The organism is Mesorhizobium sp. M0854 (genome assembly GCF_040319815.1).
In the GTDB taxonomy this organism is placed as follows: Bacteria; Pseudomonadota; Alphaproteobacteria; order Rhizobiales; family Rhizobiaceae; genus Mesorhizobium.
The window spans coordinates 68,483-83,963 of the sequence record NZ_JAMYOL010000005.1; the positions used below are offsets into that span (position 1 = coordinate 68,483).

Genomic DNA, 15,481 nt, shown 5'->3' on the forward strand with positions numbered 1-15,481 from the left:
AGTGAAACCGCGAATTCTCACTACTTACCAATCAAAACGAACTCCACTAAGAACCGCTCACTAAGAATTCTCAGAACCTCCGAACCTTTCGCTGCCGCGCCGCGACCGATCTCCAGAGGCGAATGATCGCCTCATTCAAAGATCGAGGAGATCATCATGTCCAAGCGCAGTCTTACTGTAAGCGATGTGCTCCTCACACATTGCTCGGATAATTCGGCCGCTCGGTGTCAGATGCCATTGGCCGCTGAACCTTATGGCAACGTGCGTCACTACCAGTCAGTGGCGACGATTTGAGGCCGTTGATACTGCGAAACATTTCGATATGCTTCCTTTCAAGCCATAATATTGTCGCGCAGCGCCTGTGTTGGATTTTCAATGCCGAGAAGAAAGCAATTTAAGGGAATTTGCCACGATATTCTTGAAAGCTTTGTCAGTAGATACAACGACCTGGATGGCTACTGGGCCTTGGGGCAATACGCAACCTTTCTGACGGAATCCGGTCAACGGGAGTTGCGGCTACAGCTGCAGAGGGGATCAACGTTGTCTGAGTGCTCCAAATTCAGCGCCTCGGCTACCTACTATCAAGGAGCGGTGTTGCGGCTTATGGATGCGAATGAGATGCCGCATAGCTGGTTTGCGGATGCCTACATCAGATTTTCCATGGTGGGTCCGACGAATGCTCTTTGCGAGGTTGAAATCGTGTCTGATCTCGGCAAGGCTTACCACTGTGATCGCAGGATCGACGTCCGACCTCATAACCCGCTTCGCGAGCACTGGAGAGGAGGCAACTTTGGGCCGTCAAATCAAATGGGCCAGTAAACCCGATCCGAGGCAAGGCATTTGTGCAATGACTGGTTCGGGCCGACTGCCATGGGTAGGAATTCCTTTGTAAGGCGGGATATTTCCAAGGAAGCAGCTCATCGATCCGGCATTGTTTATGGCCGCTGACGATGGCGGTGAGTGTGCTCGTCAGATAGGACAGCGGATCAAAAGTATTGAGTTTGCAAGTTTCAATGAGCGAGGCGATGGTCGCCCAGTTCTCGGCCCCAGCGTCGTGCGCTGCGAAGAGTGCGTTCTTGCGATTGAGGGCTATCGGTCCGATGGTTCGCTCGACGCTGTTATTATCGATTTCGACGCGGCCGGCGATCAGGAAGAGCTTCAGGCCATCCCGGTATTTGGCGATGTAGGCCAAAGCCTCGCCGAGTGGGGACTTGGCCGCGACGCGCGACCGTCTTCATCGCCACTGGCGCCCTGGCCGGCACCGCCTGTCGTCGTCGGCCCACGGCACGCATCATCATCATCACCATTGGCATCACTGGTGGTGGTGGCACCACCATCATCATCACCATGGAAGGTGATCATCTTCCTTTGATTAGATGATCCACTTGGCGAAAGGGTGGCTTCGGCCGCCCTTTTTGCGTCATGAGCCAGGATCGTTGCCGTCGGCCGAAGAGACCCGAAAAATGTTTGAACCTTTTTCTCCGCCGCAACGACTGATGGTCAAGAGGCGGTTGGATCGCCTCCCACAACAAGGAGATCGTCATGTTCAAGCGCACCATCATTTCCGGCCTCGTCGCCACCACTGTCGCCGCCGCCATGCTGGTCGGCACCGTTCAGCCGTCGGCCGCCCATCACAAGCACAAGCACCTCGGCATCGGCATTGCCGCAGGTGTCGGCGGCTTCCTGCTCGGCAGCGCGCTGGCCCAGCCGCGCACCGTCTATATCGAGGAAGACGGCGGCTCGTGGCACGTCCGGCGCTGCCTCAATCGCTACCAGAGCTACGACCCGTACTCGGACACCTATGTCGGCTACGACGGCTATCGCCATCGCTGCTGGCTTTGAGGGCCACGATGCCAGCTTGGGAGGACGTGACCGTTTCATGCAACCGGAAGGGCGCCCCACTGGCCCTTTTTCTGTTGTTCGGCGATAGGCTTCCTGTCGAAATCGACTGACTATCAGTGTCGGCGCTGCCCCTCATCTGCCTGCCGGCATCTTCTCCCCGTATAGTGACGGGGAGAAGGGACGCTCTCGGCGATGACTTCGGCAGTCTCCAGCGCTGCAAGAGGGCGCCAAGGTCGCGGTCAGCTTCTTTCTCCCCGTCACTATACGGGGAGAAATGCCCGGCAGGGCAATGAGGGGCAGCGCCAGCTTCAGTCTCCAAGCAATTTAGCTATCATTTGTCTCCGATTTCACCAGGAACCCGGCAGTATACAGCGATTTCCCAACAGCCTAGTCTGCACCGATAGCGAAACAGGGAGAGGGCGCTTGGGCGAGCACGATCCGAACGAAGAGCCGATCGAGACGGTTTTCCGCAACGGCACAATCACCACCGTCGGCATCCTGCTGGCGTTCTCGCTGGGCTTCATCACGCATTGGGCCGCCAACCCGATACCTTGGGAAATCTATCACCTGGCCGCCGTCGTGCCGATTTTGATCGGCATCGCCCTGCAGATACGAGCGCTGCGGTTGCTGCTCGACTTAACGTCTCTACAACGGCGCGTTTATGAACGCGCCAATCGTATCTTCATTGCCGGCCTAATCTTCACCGCCTGCGGAGTTGGGCTGGCGATGCTGCTTGATTTCTACGACCTATCAACCAAGAGCGCGGTGCCCGGGGCCTAGCTTTGGCCATCCTGGCAGATGTCGCACCATTCGACGCTGGTCAGCGCTGCCATGCGCTCGGTTCGCTGCGAAGGCCGGGAGGGGTCGACAGCCCGCCGATCATCCTTGTCACCTCCGCCGCCGCATCGTGCACAAGCGGGCCGATCTCGGCCAGCCGTTCCGGCGTTACCCGCACCGTCGGCCCGGAGACCGAAACGCCGCCGATCGGCTCGCCGAATTCATTGAAGATGGCGGCGGCAACGCAGCGCATGCCCGGATGCCGCTCCTCGTCGTCTACCGACCAGCCGCGCAGCTTGATCGTCACCAGGTCGCGGGCGAGCGCCGGGATATCGGACAGCGTGTTTTCGGTGAAGCGCTCCAGCCCGGCCCGGCGCAGGATGGTGGCGACGCGTTCCGGCTCGAGATGCGCCAGCACCGCCTTGCCGATGCCCGAGGCATGGAAGGAACTGCGCGTGCCCGGCCGGAAGAAGGCGCGGATCGCCTGATGCGTCTCGACCTGACTGACGAAGACGACGCAATCGTCCTCGGCGACGCCGAGATTGGCGGTCTCGCCGGTCTTCTCCATCAATTCCTGCATGACGATACGGGCGCGGTCGACCAGCTTGCGGCGGCGCAGGAACGCCGCGCCCATGCGATAGGTCTTGACGCCGATCGACCACAGCTGGTCGGTACCGTCGAACTCGACCATGCCGTGGTTCTCCAGCGTCGTCAGCATGCGGTAGGCGGTGGATGCCGGCAGACCGGAACTGGCGGCGATCTCGCTCAGCGACAGGCCGCTGCCATCGGCAACGATTGCCAGGATGCGCAGCGCCCGGTCCAGCGACTGCACCGAAGCAGCCTCGGCCGGCCCGTTGAAGGCGCGCGGCCGGCCGCGCTGGCGTTTTTCGGTGGTCTCCATCGGACCATTCTTCGCTCTGTTCGCGCAACAAGGCAATGAAAAAGTTTTTCACCGGTTTGCGCAGCGAATTCGTGGAAAACAGAAAGTCAAATCAATTCAATCCACAAGAGCCGTTTTCTAGAAATGAAAAAATATTCTGAAAAAATTGAAAAATCATTGGTGCGCTGGCATCATCGGCTATCAACAATTCCGTGGAGGCTGACATGGCCAGGATGCGCGCAGTCGACGCAGCGGTTCTCGTTCTCGAAAAGGAAGGCATCTCCTGTGCCTTCGGCGTGCCGGGTGCTGCGATCAACCCGCTCTATTCGGCGCTGAAGGCGAGGGGCAGTATCCGCCACATCCTTGCGCGGCACGTCGAGGCGGCTTCGCATATGGCCGAAGGGTTTACCCGCGCCAGATCGGGCAATATCGGTCTGTGCATCGGCACCTCGGGTCCTGCCGGCACCGACATGATCACCGGCCTCTATTCGGCCGCTGCCGATTCAATTCCCATCCTCTGCATCACCGGGCAGGCGCCGCGGGCGCGTCTCAACAAGGAGGATTTTCAGGCCGTCGACATTGCGGCGATCGCCGCACCCGTCGCCAAATGGGCGGTTACGGTGATGGAACCCTATCTGGTGCCGATGGCGTTGCAGAAAGCGTTTCATCTGATGCGCTCGTCGCGGCCGGGGCCGGTGCTGATCGATTTGCCTGTCGATGTGCAACTGACCGAGATCGAGTTCGACATCGATGCCTACGAGCCGCTGGTGCCGTTCAAGCCGGCAATGTCGCGCGCTCAGGCCGAGAAGGCGTTGACGATGCTGAACGGGGCGGAAAAGCCTGTCATCATCGCCGGCGGCGGCATCATCAACGCCGATGCGTCCGATCTGCTGATCGAATTCGCCGAAGTCACCGGCGTGCCCGTCATCCCGACGCTGATGGGCTGGGGCGCGATCCCCGACGACCACCGCCTGATGGCCGGCATGTGCGGGCTGCAGACCTCGCACCGCTATGGCAATGCCACGATGCTCGAAGCCGATTTCGTTTTCGGCATCGGCAACCGCTGGGCCAACCGCCACACCGGTTCGGTCGACGTCTACACCAAGGGCAAGACGTTCATCCACGTCGACATCGAGCCGACGCAGATCGGCCGGGTCTTCGCGCCGGACCTCGGCGTCGTCTCGGACGCCGGTGCGGCGCTGAAAATGCTGCTCGACGTCGCAACCGAATGGAGGACGGCCGGGAAATTGCGCGACTGGTCGGGCTGGGCCGGCGAATGCCGGCAGCGCAAGAAGACGATGAAGCGCAAGACGCATTTCGACCAGGTGCCGCTGAAGCCGCAGCGCGTCTACGAGGAGATGAACAAGGCGTTCGGCCGCGACACCACCTATGTCACCACGATCGGCCTGTCCCAGATCGCCGGGGCGCAATTCCTGCACGTCTACAAGCCACGCAACTGGATCAATTGCGGCCAGGCCGGCCCGCTCGGCTGGACATTGCCGGCAGCCCTCGGTGTTCGCGCCGCCGATCCGGACCGCACAATTGTGGCATTGTCCGGCGATTATGATTTCCAGTTCATGATCGAGGAACTGGCGGCCGGCGCACAGCACAAATTGCCCTACATCCATGTCGTCGTGAACAACGCCTATCTCGGGCTGATCCGCCAGGCGCAGCGCGGCTTTTCGATGGATTTCGAAGTCAGCCTGGCCTTCGAGAACGTCAACCGGAAAGACGAGCCTGAGGCCGGCTACGGCGTCGACCACGTCGCCGTTGCCGAGGCGATGGGCTGCAAGGCGGTCCGGGTGCGCCGGCCGGAGGAATTCGCCGGCGCGTTCAAGGAGGCGCAGCGCCTGATGAACGAGCACCAGGTTCCGGTGGTGCTCGAATTCATCCTCGAGCGCGTCACCAACGTTTCGATGGGTACCGAAATCGACAAGATCACCGAATTCGAGGAGCTAGCCGAACGCCATGAAGATGCCCCCACGGCGATCGTCATGCTCGACTAGGCCGCATATGAGGAACTACTGCCATGCCACGGTTCTCAGCCAATCTTTCGATGCTCTTTGGCGAGCATGACTTCCTCGACCGCTTCGATGCCGCCGCCCGCGCCGGCTTCAAGGGTGTCGAGTATATCGGCCCCTATGACCATGCGCCGGACGTCGTCGCGGCCAGGTTGAAGAAGAACGGGCTGACGCAGGTCCTGTTCAACCTGCCTGCCGGCGACTGGGCCAAGGGCGAGCGCGGCATCGCGATCCTGCCCGACCGCGTGCCGGAGTTCCGGCAGGGCATTGCCAAGGTCGTCACCTATGCCCATGCGCTCGGCTGCGAGCAGGTCAACTGCCTCGCCGGCATCGCGCCGCAAGGCGTCGACCGCTCCGTGCTGGAAGACGTCTTCGCCGAAAATCTGGCTTTCGCGGCCGAAAAGCTGGAGCAGGCCGGCATCAGGCTGCTGATCGAGCCGATCAACACCCGCGACATTCCGGGTTTTTTCCTGAATTACTCGGATCAGGCCCTGGCGCTGATCGACCGCGTCGGCTCGAAGAACCTGTTCCTGCAATACGATATCTATCACATGCAGATGATGGAGGGGGATCTCGCCCGTACCATCGAGGCAAACCTCAACCGCATCGCGCATATCCAGCTTGCGGACAATCCCGGCCGTCATGAGCCGGGGACGGGCGAGATCAATTTTCCCTTCCTGTACAACCACATCGACCGCATCGGCTATTCCGGCTGGGTCGGGGCGGAGTACAAGCCGAAGGGCGGAACGGAAGCCGGGCTTGGGTGGTTCAGGGACCTGGCCGGGCAGGGGAGTGCGGCAGCATAGACGCAACGTGTCGCACTTCCTGCGCGCCCCCTCTGGCCTGCCCTCTTTGCCAAAACTTGGCATCTCCCCCACAAGGAGGGAGATTGGATGTCACCGCCGCTTTCGCCAATTTTCGAGGTCGGGAAAGTTTAAGGGCCGGCGCGGCAACTGCCGATCTCCCCACTCGTGGGGGAGATGGCAAGTTTTGGCAAAGAGGGCAGGCCAGAGGGGGGCGCGCAGGAACGCCCCCTTAACAAGAAACGGAGAAAGACATGGACACCATCGGCTTCATCGGCCTCGGCATCATGGGCGCGCCGATGGCGGGGCATCTGCTAGACGCCGGTTATCAGGTCGTCGCCAGCGACCACCGCTCGAAGCCGCCGGCCGATCTCGTCGCCAAGGGCCTGAAGGCCGTCACCGGCCATGATGCCGTTGCCCGCGCGGCCGACATCGTCATCACCATGGTTCCGGATACGCCGCAGGTGGCCGATGTGCTGTTCGGCCAAAACGGCGTCGCGTCCGGCCTGACAAGAGGCAAGCTGGTCATCGACATGAGCTCGATCTCGCCGATCGAGACCAAGGAATTCGCAAAAAAGATCAACGATGTCGGCTGCGACTATCTCGATGCGCCGGTGTCGGGCGGCGAGGTCGGCGCCAAGGCGGCGTCGCTGACCATCATGGTCGGCGGCGAGGAAACAGCCTTCGAACGCGCCAGGCCTATCTTCGAGAAGATAGGCAAGAACATCACTCTGGTCGGACCCAACGGCGTCGGCCAGATCACCAAGGTTGCCAACCAGATCGTCGTTGCGCTGACCATCGAGGCCGTCGCCGAAGCGCTTGTTTTTGCATCGAAAGCCGGCGCCGACCCGGCCAAGGTCCGGCAGGCGCTGCTGGGCGGGCTCGCAAACTCGCGCATCCTGGAAGTGCATGGCGAGCGCATGATCAAGCGCAGCTTCGCGCCCGGCTTCCGCATCGAACTCCACCAGAAAGACCTGAATCTCGCCCTTGAAGGCGCGAAAGCGCTCGGCGTCGCCCTGCCCAACACTTCAACGACGCAGCAATTGTTCAACTCGTGCGCGGCCAACGGCGGCGCTAAGGAGGATCATTCGGCGCTGGTTCGGGCGCTGGAGCGGATGGCGGGATGTGAAGTGGGTGAATAGTGAATAGTGAATAGGTAGTCAGTTGCAGATAGGTGAGTAGTTGGTAGTGAATTGGTCACGACTTACGGACAGTCTCACCATTCACCATTCACCATTCACCATTCACCATTCACCATTCACTCTTTCAAAAATTTTCGCGCCGCATAAAGCGCCACCGCGGCGGCATTCGACACGTTGAGCGAGCGGATGGCGCCCGGCATGTCGAGGCGGGCGAGCGTCGTCACCGTTTCGCGCGTTTTCTGGCGCAGGCCTTTGCCCTCGGCGCCAAGTACCAACGCGATCTTTTCTCCGGCAAAGCTGGTTTCAAGTTCCGCCGGCCCGTCGGAATCCAGCCCTATCGTCTGGAATCCGGCCTCGCGCAGCTGCTCCAGCGCATCGGCGAGGTTCTTCACCTCGATCTGATCAATATGCTCGAGCGCGCCGGAGGCCGATTTCGCCAGTACGCCGGATTCCTGCGGGCTGTGGCGCGCCGTGGTGATCAGTGCACCGGCGCCGAAAGCCACGGCCGAGCGCAGGATCGCACCGACATTGTGCGGATCGGTGATCTGGTCGAGCACCAGCACCAGCCTGGTGTCGCCGAGCGCATCGAGGCGTTTCGGTTTCAGCGGCTCGGCCTCGATCACCACGCCCTGGTGCACGGCATCCGAGCCGGTGACCTTGTCGATGTCCCTGGGTTCGACCAACTCCGCCTTGAAGGGCAAAGCGCCAAGGTCGGCGATTGCCAGCCGCTCGGCAGCGTTGCGCGTCACCAGCATCTTCTTGATTTTGCGGCGCGGATTGTCGAGTGCGGCCCGCACCGTGTGCAGCCCATAGAGCCGCACCAGCCCATCCGCCGGGTTCTCGCCGGGCGGCACCGGCTGGCGTGGCCTGAATGCAGGCGCGCCACCGCTCTTCTCGTCGCGATGCGCGCGGCGCAGCTTGGCGTAGTGGGTGTCTTTAGGGGTCTTGGATTTGTTATCGTTGCTCATGGCCGGCTTCTATAGCCGTGTCGTCCGGCCATGGATACAGCTGCATAAGCTGCTTGTCGGGCGAGGCGTGAGATTCAGCGCTTTTTGCCGGACGGTTGCGGTTGACAGTTTTGGGCGCTGCCGCCATAAGGCGCTTCGCGGAAGGGCTGCTTTGGCAGCCGCGACGCGTCGATGCCTCGTTGCATGGCTCCGGCGGCAGACTGGAGAGGTGCCCGAGTGGTTAAAGGGGACGGACTGTAAATCCGTTGGCTATGCCTACGTTGGTTCAAATCCAACCCTCTCCACCACTGCCGGCCCGGAAGCCCTGAAACGCAGAGCGAGCGTCGGAGCGGATCCGATGCTTGACTGAAAGGCGCGGGTATAGCTCAGTGGTAGAGCAGCAGCCTTCCAAGCTGAATATGCGGGTTCGATTCCCGCTACCCGCTCCAGATTTCCCCCAAGCCGCGGCGCACCTCGCGCACGATTCCGAAGCAGGCACCGCCAAGCGAAGCGCTTTGCCGATAGTTCAAAGTATTCGTTGCGCGTCCAGACGGACGCGCATCTTAATCTGTGTTATCGTTGTCCCGAACCGCAGGCGGTGTGGGGCGACAGGCGTCAGCTCGCGAATTTGCTGAATATGGACGCGAGTTGGTTCTGCTGCGGCACTTGCCCATTCGGCGTCAGCTGGTCGACAAGCCCTGGCAAGGCCGCCGACAGTTGCTTGAGCAGGTCCTGTTGGTTCAGACCCGTCCTTTGCGCGATCTCCTGAATGATCTGCGGGCCGAGGGCACTGCCCAGATCGCTGGGGTTGATCGGCTGGTTCTGACCGGTGCCGACCCACGAATTGGCAACGTTGCCGTGGCCGGCGTCCTTCAGTTTGTCGAGCAGTCCGCCCAGACCGCCGAGCAGTCCGCCATCGGCGGATGCGGTTGTATCAGGCGGGACGGGGGCAGGGCTCTGCGCCGCCTCCGGCTGGGCGGAACTTCCACCGCTCAGCATTTTTCCCACCAAAAGTGCGCCGAGCGCGATCATCAGCGGCTTGGCGACGTTGCCGCCGGGAACGGCATTGTCAAACAGTCCCATTGTGGATCTCCATGTCAAATTGCCCGTCCGTCTCCAACAATGACGCATCCATGGCGAATTTCAAGCCGGTTTGAGCTTTCCGTAATCATGATTTTCAACTTGGCTTGAGCTTTGCTTAATAATGTGGAAGTAATCGGGTGCGGGGAACGGAGAGGAAAAATGTCAATATTAAGCTGGATTATTCTCGGCGTCATCGCCGGCTTCATAGGCAGCAAGATCGTCAATAAAAGCGGGCAAGGCCTGGTGCTCGACATCGTGCTCGGGATTGTCGGCGCCATCGTCGGCGGGCTCATCTTCAGCGCCTTTGGCGCGTCGGGCGTTACCGGGCTCAACATCTATAGCCTGATCGTCGCCGTGGTCGGTGCCGTGGTTGTCCTGTGGGCCTATCATCAGTTCAGCGGCAAGAGGGCACTGTAGAAGCCGTCCGGCAGTTGCGTCGGCATTCGGGTGAATGCCGACCCCCTATCTGATCCTTTTGAGGATTTCGCGGATCAGCGTGTTGAGGCCGGCTTCCAGCCCTCTCACCATGATCGGCCATAATTCCTCGAGCAGTCGCTGCCATGCGGCATCGCGCCCAATCCTCACCGGCAGATTTGGCATCGCGCCCATTGCCGCCGTCACGTCGCGGCGCAGCCGCTCGCCACAGGCGCTTGCGCCGCTGATCGTCGGATCGAAGGGCAGCCGGGTGAAATCCCATTTTCCGCGCTGCTCGATGCCGAGATTGCTCTCGACTTCGGCATGCGACAGCACCGTTTTGGGCGTGACCTTGATGCGGTAGTATTTGCAGAGTTCGGCGACGACGGCGGCCATCGCGCCCCACTGCGCCCTGGTCATCGGATAGCGGCCGGCATCGAACGGCCTTTCCTCCGCCCCGGCCATGCAGCAGACCGAAACCCCGATCGAGCCGCCGTTGCAGTTGAGCGTGTGCGCGGCATATCCCGGTTTTACCCGGCCTGAATTGAGCGCGATCGAAGGCCGGCCCCTGACCAGGCGGCCATTCCCCTCGACCAGTATGTGATACGCATCCCTGTCGGTATCGCCGGCCGAATGCGAGCCGGCCGTCCAGTGGCAAATGACGCGCCTCATCGCAACATTGGGCAACCAGTCGGGCGGCAATGCCACAGAAATCCCCGCGACATAAGTTCAGTGACGGAGCACAGTATAGTTTCCTTGGCGGCGGACGCGAAAACGAAACGATAATTTGGTTGAGCGTTTTCTAACGGTCAGCTATTCGCCGGCATCTCCGGCGACCGCGTGTTCTCTGTATTGCGGCAGATCGTCGGTGATCGTGAACCACTTCGCCTTGGAGCCGACGAAGATGTGCTGCGTCGGCCGGATGGTCGGCTCGTCGACGAGACTTCCCATGGCGACATGCACGAAGGCACCGTCGCGGACCACCGAATAGAGCAACGAGCCGCAAGTCTTGCAGTGCGCGTCATGGCCGGTGTCGTCGCCGAAGATCATGAGATTGTCCTCGCCCCTGGTCAGGCTCAGCCTGTCGCGTTCGATGCCGGCGAATGGCTTGAAGGCCGAGCCGGTGGTGCGCCGGCAGTTCGAGCAGTGGCAGTTCGCGGCGTAGACGAACGCGTCCGCCACCGCGTACTGAACGGCGCCGCACAGGCACTTTCCGATAAGCCTGCGGTTGCGTGAATTCTGGTTGTCATCCGGGCTTGCCACGCGCTCCTCCTATTGTGCAGGCCGATTTCAGTTTCAAGCGACGACGGTCAACCGGCGCTTGCGCTCGTCGAGCGAGACGATGGTCAACCCGCTGGCGACCACCAGCAGGATGCCGCAGATGGCCAGCGCATTCGGGAGTTGCCGGAATACCACCACGCCTGAAATCACCGCCCAGACGGTAAAGCAATAGTAGAACGGCGCCACCACGCTGGTCGGCCCGACGAAGATGAAGAAGTGGCCGAAGATCAGGAACAGTCCGGCGCCGCCCATCAGCAGCAGGTGACGGATTTCAGGCACCACCCACTGCTCGGAAACCAGATGCGCAACGCCGGCGCCCGCGAGCACGACAATCACCGCGGAAATAGCTACAACCATTCCCGGCACGTCGGCGGCGACCTTGCGTCCGGCCAGATCGCGCGCCGCGGACAGGGCGGCATTGCCTAGCGCCAGCAGGGCATAGACCGAAATCCCCTGCATTGTCGGTTGTGCCACCATCACTGCGCCGATAAAGCCGAGCCCGATCAGCGCCAGGCGCAGCCCACCGATCCGTTCGCCAAACAGCATCGAGGAGCCGACCAGCATCAGCAAGGGCGTGATCTGTCCGAGCGCGGTCGAATCGGCGATCTGCATGTTGGCGAGCGCCACCACGTAGCAAAGGATCGCACCCAGTTCGAGCATGTTCCTGCGCAAAACCTTGGCGTCGAGGATCAGCGGGATCTGCTTGCCGTAGCCCAGCATGAACAGCAGCGGAATGCCCCACAATGTTGCCGCAGCGCCGCGCAGGAACAGCACCTCATAGGGCGGCAGTCCCGCGGTTGCGAGCTTCATCATCGTGTCGTTGACGATGTAGGACCCGGTCGAAACGACCATGAACAGCGGGCCTCGTATGGCAGTCGGGATGAAATGCATAGGCCCACGAAATCAGACCGGCGCCAGGGCGGCAATGGGCCAGATCCGGCTGTAAATCCGTCAAAGCCGTCAGCCGCCGCCACAACCATTCCAATTGCCCTTGTTCGTTCCTATATCCGCGCCACATTCTCCGAAACCGGATCACGCGTTCGGGCGGGCGAGCGCGCTCGGCGACAAGGCACTTGTGTTTTTCGGCCTTAGTCGCTAATCGCCCCGCATTCGACTGAACTGAAGGTCCAGGCCGTCCCCAGGCCGTCCAAGGAAAGAGACTATGGCAAAAGGTAAATTCGAGCGCACTAAGCCTCATGTGAACATTGGCACGATTGGTCACGTCGACCATGGCAAGACGTCGCTGACGGCGGCGATCACCAAGTATTTTGGCGAATACAAGCGCTACGACCAGATCGACGCGGCGCCCGAAGAGAAGGCGCGCGGCATCACCATTTCGACGGCGCACGTCGAATACGAGACCGCCAACCGCCACTATGCCCATGTCGACTGCCCCGGCCACGCCGACTACGTGAAGAACATGATCACCGGTGCCGCGCAGATGGACGGCGCGATCCTGGTGGTGTCGGCCGCCGACGGCCCGATGCCGCAGACCCGCGAGCACATCCTTTTGGCCCGTCAGGTCGGCGTGCCCTCGATCGTGGTGTTCTTGAACAAGGTCGACCAGGTCGACGACGCCGAGCTGCTCGAGCTGGTCGAGCTCGAGGTGCGTGAGCTTCTGACCAAGAACGAGTTCCCCGGCGACGACATTCCGATCGTCAAGGGTTCGGCGCTTGCCGCACTTGAAGACAGCGACAAGAAGATCGGCGAGGACGCCATCCGCGAACTGATGGCTGCGGTCGATGCCTACATCCCGACGCCGGTTCGTCCGCTCGACAAGCCGTTCCTGATGCCGATCGAGGACGTGTTCTCGATCTCGGGCCGTGGCACGGTTGTGACCGGCCGCGTCGAGCGCGGCGTCGTCAAGGTCGGCGAGGAGCTGGAGATCGTCGGCATCCGTCCGACCACCAAGACGACCTGCACGGGCGTCGAGATGTTCCGCAAGCTGCTCGACCAGGGCCAGGCCGGCGACAACATCGGCGCGCTGTTGCGCGGTGTCGACCGTGAAGGCGTCGAGCGCGGCCAGGTCCTGGCCAAGCCCGGCACCGTCAAGCCGCACAAGAAGTTCGTCGCCGAAGCCTACATCCTGACCAAGGACGAGGGCGGCCGCCACACGCCGTTCTTCACCAACTACCGTCCGCAGTTCTATTTCCGCACGACGGACGTGACCGGCATCGTGTCGCTGCCGGAAGGCACCGAGATGGTGATGCCGGGCGACAACATCACCGTCGATGTCGAGCTGATCGTGCCGATCGCCATGGAAGAGAAGCTGCGCTTCGCCATCCGTGAAGGCGGCCGCACCGTCGGTGCCGGCATCGTCGTCACCATCACAGAGTAATCGCCGGCGCTGCCGGTTGAGATGGATGCAAAGGGGCGGTCTTCGGGCCGCCCTTTTGATTCTGATATTCTGGCAATGGATTAACCGCATTGCTTCAAATCCTGTTGCAAGCGCCTCTGCCATAACTAGTATAGGTTGCATCGAGGGGGGCTTTGCAAACGTGGTTCCGGGACGACGTTCAGACAGTGGGGCAAAGTGGTGGCGCGGGCTGGTTCGCCTGGCGCCGGTGGTCACAATGGCGATGGCTGCGTTCGCCGCCAAGGCCGAGGATGTGTTCCCGAAGACATGGCAGACACTGTCCCATCCGCAGACATTGTCCGATCCGCAGACTTGGGCCGATCCGAAGATATTCTCCGATGATCTCTCACCGATGCGATTCGTCGTCGTGCGCAGCAGCGCGACTGGCTGCGAACCCAACTGTCCGGAATGGATCTCGGCCGAAGGCGCAATCGAAGCCGGCACGCCGACTCTGCTTAAGCGTATGTTGAAGAAGCTCGGCCGCCGCCAACTGCCGATCATCGTCAATTCCCCGGGCGGTAATGTCGAAGCGGCGATCCAGCTTGGCCGAATAATTCGCAAGAACAAGCTCGATATCGCCGTCGGAGCGACCAGGTTTTCCGGTTGTTGGCCTGGGATGAAGGACTGCCGGGCCAATGATGGCAAGGCCTCCGCCTATTTCGGCAATCCTTATGCCAGCGGCGCCATCTGCAATTCCGCCTGTCCGCTGATGTTTGCCGGCGGTGTCCGGCGCGTGGTCGGCGGTTGGGCCTTTCTAGGAGTCCACCAGATCACCACTACATACCGGCGCGAACAGGTATATTACCGCACCACCTACAGAATTGTGCATGGCAGGAAGAAGGTTATCGGCACCAAGGTTATCAGCCGCACGGATACCGGCAGCTATAAGACTTATGAGATGAGCAAAGCGGTTGAGAGGAGGCTCTCGGCCTATCTGAGGGAGATGGGTGTCGGGCGGGGCGTGCTGGACAGAATGAAGGCCACGCCCGCCAGTGACATCCGGCAGATCGCCCTCGGCGACATGCGGCAAATGAATCTGGTCACCAGCTTCGATTCGGTCGATCTGCTGACGCTGCCGACCATCTGCACCGCTGATCCTGTTCCCGCGAGTTGCAGGGAAGTGCCGCCGCCGGCAGATGAAGCCGCCGACGTCGTGGCGAGCGCCCAAGCCGCCCCGGCTGCAGCGGTCGAGCCGGAAAGCCCGACGGCGAAGAACATTGCTGACATGCGCTTCGTTCTGGTCCGCGGCAGCAATCCGCTGTGCAATCCCAATTGCCCGGAATGGATCTCGGCGGAAGGCACGATTACCGCTCACACGGCCGAAAAACTGCGCCAGCTGCTTGACGGCATCGGCGACCGGCGCCTGCCCATCGTCATCAGTTCGCCGGGCGGTGACGTGCTTGGCGCTCTCGCCGCCGGAAGGCTGATCCGCGAACGTAAACTCGACATAGCAGTAGCGCGGACGGACTTCATCGGCTGCGAGCCGCGGCAGGCCGACTGCGCCGCCGAAGACCGCGTCTATAGCGGGCTCACGGTCGATGTCGGCGGCGAGTGCGGCTCGGCCTGCCCGATCATGCTCGCCGGCGGTGTCAAACGGCTGGTCGGCCCGCGTGCACAGTTGAGCGTGCATTCGATGGGCTTCGAGCAGCGGGTCAAGGCCTATCTCGAGGACATGACTGTCGGACCCGGCATGTTTTCGGCGATGCAATCGGCGCAATACTCGCGCTACCGGCAGCTTGAACCAGAGATGATGCTGAAAGTCGGGCTGACGACCGGGCCTGGATCCGCGGACGAATTGACCGGGCCTGGCATCTGCAGATCGGAGCCACGGCCGGAAAACTGCCGCGAAGCCTCGGGCGCCAAGGCTCAGGCCAGCACGCCGGTCAAATCGTAACGTGGGCATTGCGGCCGACTGCCCATCGAGGCAGGTTGAGC

At 61.5% G+C, this 15,481-nt stretch carries 15 protein-coding genes, 2 tRNA genes and 1 pseudogene; 11 read left to right on the forward strand and 7 right to left on the reverse strand.

Features of this window, described 5'->3' with window-relative positions:
* The first annotated feature begins 345 nt into the window (after positions 1–345).
* Positions 346–819 carry a hypothetical protein gene (locus NKH99_RS10855; protein WP_353014017.1) on the forward strand — a complete coding sequence of 158 codons (474 nt, stop codon included), beginning with the start codon at positions 346–348 and terminating at the stop codon, positions 817–819.
* A 76-nt stretch (positions 820–895) separates the two neighbouring features.
* On the opposite strand, the pseudogene NKH99_RS10860 reads toward NKH99_RS10855, so the two are convergent.
* Positions 896–1,231 (reverse strand): annotated as a pseudogene (locus NKH99_RS10860) (IS66 family transposase); the annotation flags it as partial.
* Positions 1,232–1,542: 311 nt separating this feature from the next.
* On the opposite strand from NKH99_RS10860, the gene NKH99_RS10865 reads away from it, so the two are divergent.
* Positions 1,543–1,842 carry a BA14K family protein gene (locus NKH99_RS10865; RefSeq protein WP_352766692.1) on the forward strand — a complete coding sequence of 100 codons (300 nt, stop codon included), beginning with the start codon at positions 1,543–1,545 and terminating at the stop codon, positions 1,840–1,842.
* 423 nt (positions 1,843–2,265) lie between these two features.
* Complete coding sequence (locus tag NKH99_RS10870; protein ID WP_352501665.1) at positions 2,266–2,622, forward strand: hypothetical protein; 357 nt, start codon at positions 2,266–2,268, stop codon at positions 2,620–2,622.
* A 40-nt stretch (positions 2,623–2,662) separates the two neighbouring features.
* On the opposite strand, the gene bhcR is transcribed toward NKH99_RS10870, so the two are convergent.
* Positions 2,663–3,520 (reverse strand): HTH-type transcriptional regulator BhcR, encoded by an 858-nt coding sequence (bhcR, locus tag NKH99_RS10875; protein ID WP_353014019.1) that lies wholly within the window; start codon positions 3,518–3,520, stop codon positions 2,663–2,665.
* 203 nt (positions 3,521–3,723) lie between these two features.
* Between bhcR and gcl the strand changes: the two genes are divergently transcribed.
* The 3 genes from gcl to NKH99_RS10890 all read left to right on the forward strand — a co-directional run bounded on the left by gcl (position 3,724) and on the right by NKH99_RS10890 (position 7,465).
* Positions 3,724–5,505, forward strand: coding sequence for a glyoxylate carboligase (gene gcl / locus NKH99_RS10880; protein ID WP_353014021.1), 1,782 nt, complete (start codon positions 3,724–3,726; stop codon positions 5,503–5,505).
* 23 nt (positions 5,506–5,528) lie between these two features.
* Positions 5,529–6,326: a hydroxypyruvate isomerase gene (gene hyi, locus NKH99_RS10885; protein ID WP_353014023.1), complete on the forward strand. Its 798-nt coding sequence runs from the start codon at positions 5,529–5,531 to the stop codon at positions 6,324–6,326.
* 251 nt (positions 6,327–6,577) lie between these two features.
* On the forward strand, positions 6,578–7,465 hold the full coding sequence (locus tag NKH99_RS10890) for a 2-hydroxy-3-oxopropionate reductase (RefSeq protein WP_353014025.1): 888 nt from the start codon (positions 6,578–6,580) through the stop codon (positions 7,463–7,465).
* Between the two features lie 116 nt (positions 7,466–7,581).
* Here the strand turns inward: NKH99_RS10890 and rlmB are convergent, their stop codons facing one another.
* Positions 7,582–8,433 carry a 23S rRNA (guanosine(2251)-2'-O)-methyltransferase RlmB gene (gene rlmB / locus NKH99_RS10895; RefSeq protein ID WP_353014027.1) on the reverse strand — a complete coding sequence of 284 codons (852 nt, stop codon included), beginning with the start codon at positions 8,431–8,433 and terminating at the stop codon, positions 7,582–7,584.
* A gap of 202 nt (positions 8,434–8,635) precedes the next feature.
* Here rlmB and NKH99_RS10900 point away from each other — a divergent pair.
* A tRNA-Tyr gene (locus NKH99_RS10900) sits at positions 8,636–8,720 on the forward strand.
* Between the two features lie 67 nt (positions 8,721–8,787).
* Positions 8,788–8,861 (forward strand) — tRNA-Gly (locus NKH99_RS10905).
* Between the two features lie 166 nt (positions 8,862–9,027).
* Here NKH99_RS10905 and NKH99_RS10910 read toward each other — a convergent pair.
* Positions 9,028–9,495, reverse strand: coding sequence for a YidB family protein (locus NKH99_RS10910; protein ID WP_023680430.1), 468 nt, complete (start codon positions 9,493–9,495; stop codon positions 9,028–9,030).
* A gap of 159 nt (positions 9,496–9,654) precedes the next feature.
* On the opposite strand from NKH99_RS10910, the gene NKH99_RS10915 reads away from it, so the two are divergent.
* A complete protein-coding gene (locus tag NKH99_RS10915; RefSeq protein ID WP_023717513.1) occupies positions 9,655–9,912 on the forward strand; it encodes a GlsB/YeaQ/YmgE family stress response membrane protein in 258 nt (85 codons plus the stop codon).
* Between the two features lie 45 nt (positions 9,913–9,957).
* On the opposite strand, the gene NKH99_RS10920 is transcribed toward NKH99_RS10915, so the two are convergent.
* The 3 genes from NKH99_RS10920 to NKH99_RS10930 all read right to left on the reverse strand — a co-directional run bounded on the left by NKH99_RS10920 (position 9,958) and on the right by NKH99_RS10930 (position 12,081).
* Positions 9,958–10,581, reverse strand: coding sequence for a peptidoglycan recognition protein family protein (locus NKH99_RS10920; protein ID WP_353014029.1), 624 nt, complete (start codon positions 10,579–10,581; stop codon positions 9,958–9,960).
* 141 nt (positions 10,582–10,722) lie between these two features.
* On the reverse strand, positions 10,723–11,172 hold the full coding sequence (locus NKH99_RS10925; protein ID WP_352981328.1) for a GFA family protein: 450 nt from the start codon (positions 11,170–11,172) through the stop codon (positions 10,723–10,725).
* 33 nt (positions 11,173–11,205) lie between these two features.
* A complete protein-coding gene (locus NKH99_RS10930) occupies positions 11,206–12,081 on the reverse strand; it encodes a DMT family transporter (protein ID WP_353014031.1) in 876 nt (291 codons plus the stop codon).
* A gap of 271 nt (positions 12,082–12,352) precedes the next feature.
* Here NKH99_RS10930 and tuf point away from each other — a divergent pair, with 271 nt between their 5' ends.
* Both tuf and NKH99_RS10940 read left to right on the forward strand, forming a co-directional pair.
* Positions 12,353–13,528 (forward strand): elongation factor Tu, encoded by a 1,176-nt coding sequence (gene tuf, locus NKH99_RS10935; RefSeq protein ID WP_352614181.1) that lies wholly within the window; start codon positions 12,353–12,355, stop codon positions 13,526–13,528.
* A gap of 235 nt (positions 13,529–13,763) precedes the next feature.
* Positions 13,764–15,440: a COG3904 family protein gene (locus tag NKH99_RS10940; protein WP_502900025.1), complete on the forward strand. Its 1,677-nt coding sequence runs from the start codon at positions 13,764–13,766 to the stop codon at positions 15,438–15,440.
* Positions 15,441–15,481 lie beyond the last annotated feature (41 nt).

Bases quoted from the DNA above. Each gene is read 5' to 3' on its own strand.
- NKH99_RS10890 (WP_353014025.1), top strand. From the start codon at position 6,578: ATGGACACCATCGGCTTCATCGGCCTCGGCATCATGGGCGCGCCGATG.
- NKH99_RS10915 (WP_023717513.1), top strand. From the start codon at position 9,655: ATGTCAATATTAAGCTGGATTATTCTCGGCGTCATCGCCGGCTTCATA.
- gcl (WP_353014021.1), top strand. From the start codon at position 3,724: ATGGCCAGGATGCGCGCAGTCGACGCAGCGGTTCTCGTTCTCGAAAAG.
- NKH99_RS10910 (WP_023680430.1), bottom strand. From the start codon at position 9,495: ATGGGACTGTTTGACAATGCCGTTCCCGGCGGCAACGTCGCCAAGCCG.
- NKH99_RS10930 (WP_353014031.1), bottom strand. From the start codon at position 12,081: ATGCATTTCATCCCGACTGCCATACGAGGCCCGCTGTTCATGGTCGTT.
- bhcR (WP_353014019.1), bottom strand. From the start codon at position 3,520: ATGGAGACCACCGAAAAACGCCAGCGCGGCCGGCCGCGCGCCTTCAAC.
- hyi (WP_353014023.1), top strand. From the start codon at position 5,529: ATGCCACGGTTCTCAGCCAATCTTTCGATGCTCTTTGGCGAGCATGAC.
- rlmB (WP_353014027.1), bottom strand. From the start codon at position 8,433: ATGAGCAACGATAACAAATCCAAGACCCCTAAAGACACCCACTACGCC.
- NKH99_RS10865 (WP_352766692.1), top strand. From the start codon at position 1,543: ATGTTCAAGCGCACCATCATTTCCGGCCTCGTCGCCACCACTGTCGCC.
- tuf (WP_352614181.1), top strand. From the start codon at position 12,353: ATGGCAAAAGGTAAATTCGAGCGCACTAAGCCTCATGTGAACATTGGC.
- NKH99_RS10920 (WP_353014029.1), bottom strand. From the start codon at position 10,581: ATGAGGCGCGTCATTTGCCACTGGACGGCCGGCTCGCATTCGGCCGGC.
- NKH99_RS10940 (WP_502900025.1), top strand. From the start codon at position 13,764: ATGGCGATGGCTGCGTTCGCCGCCAAGGCCGAGGATGTGTTCCCGAAG.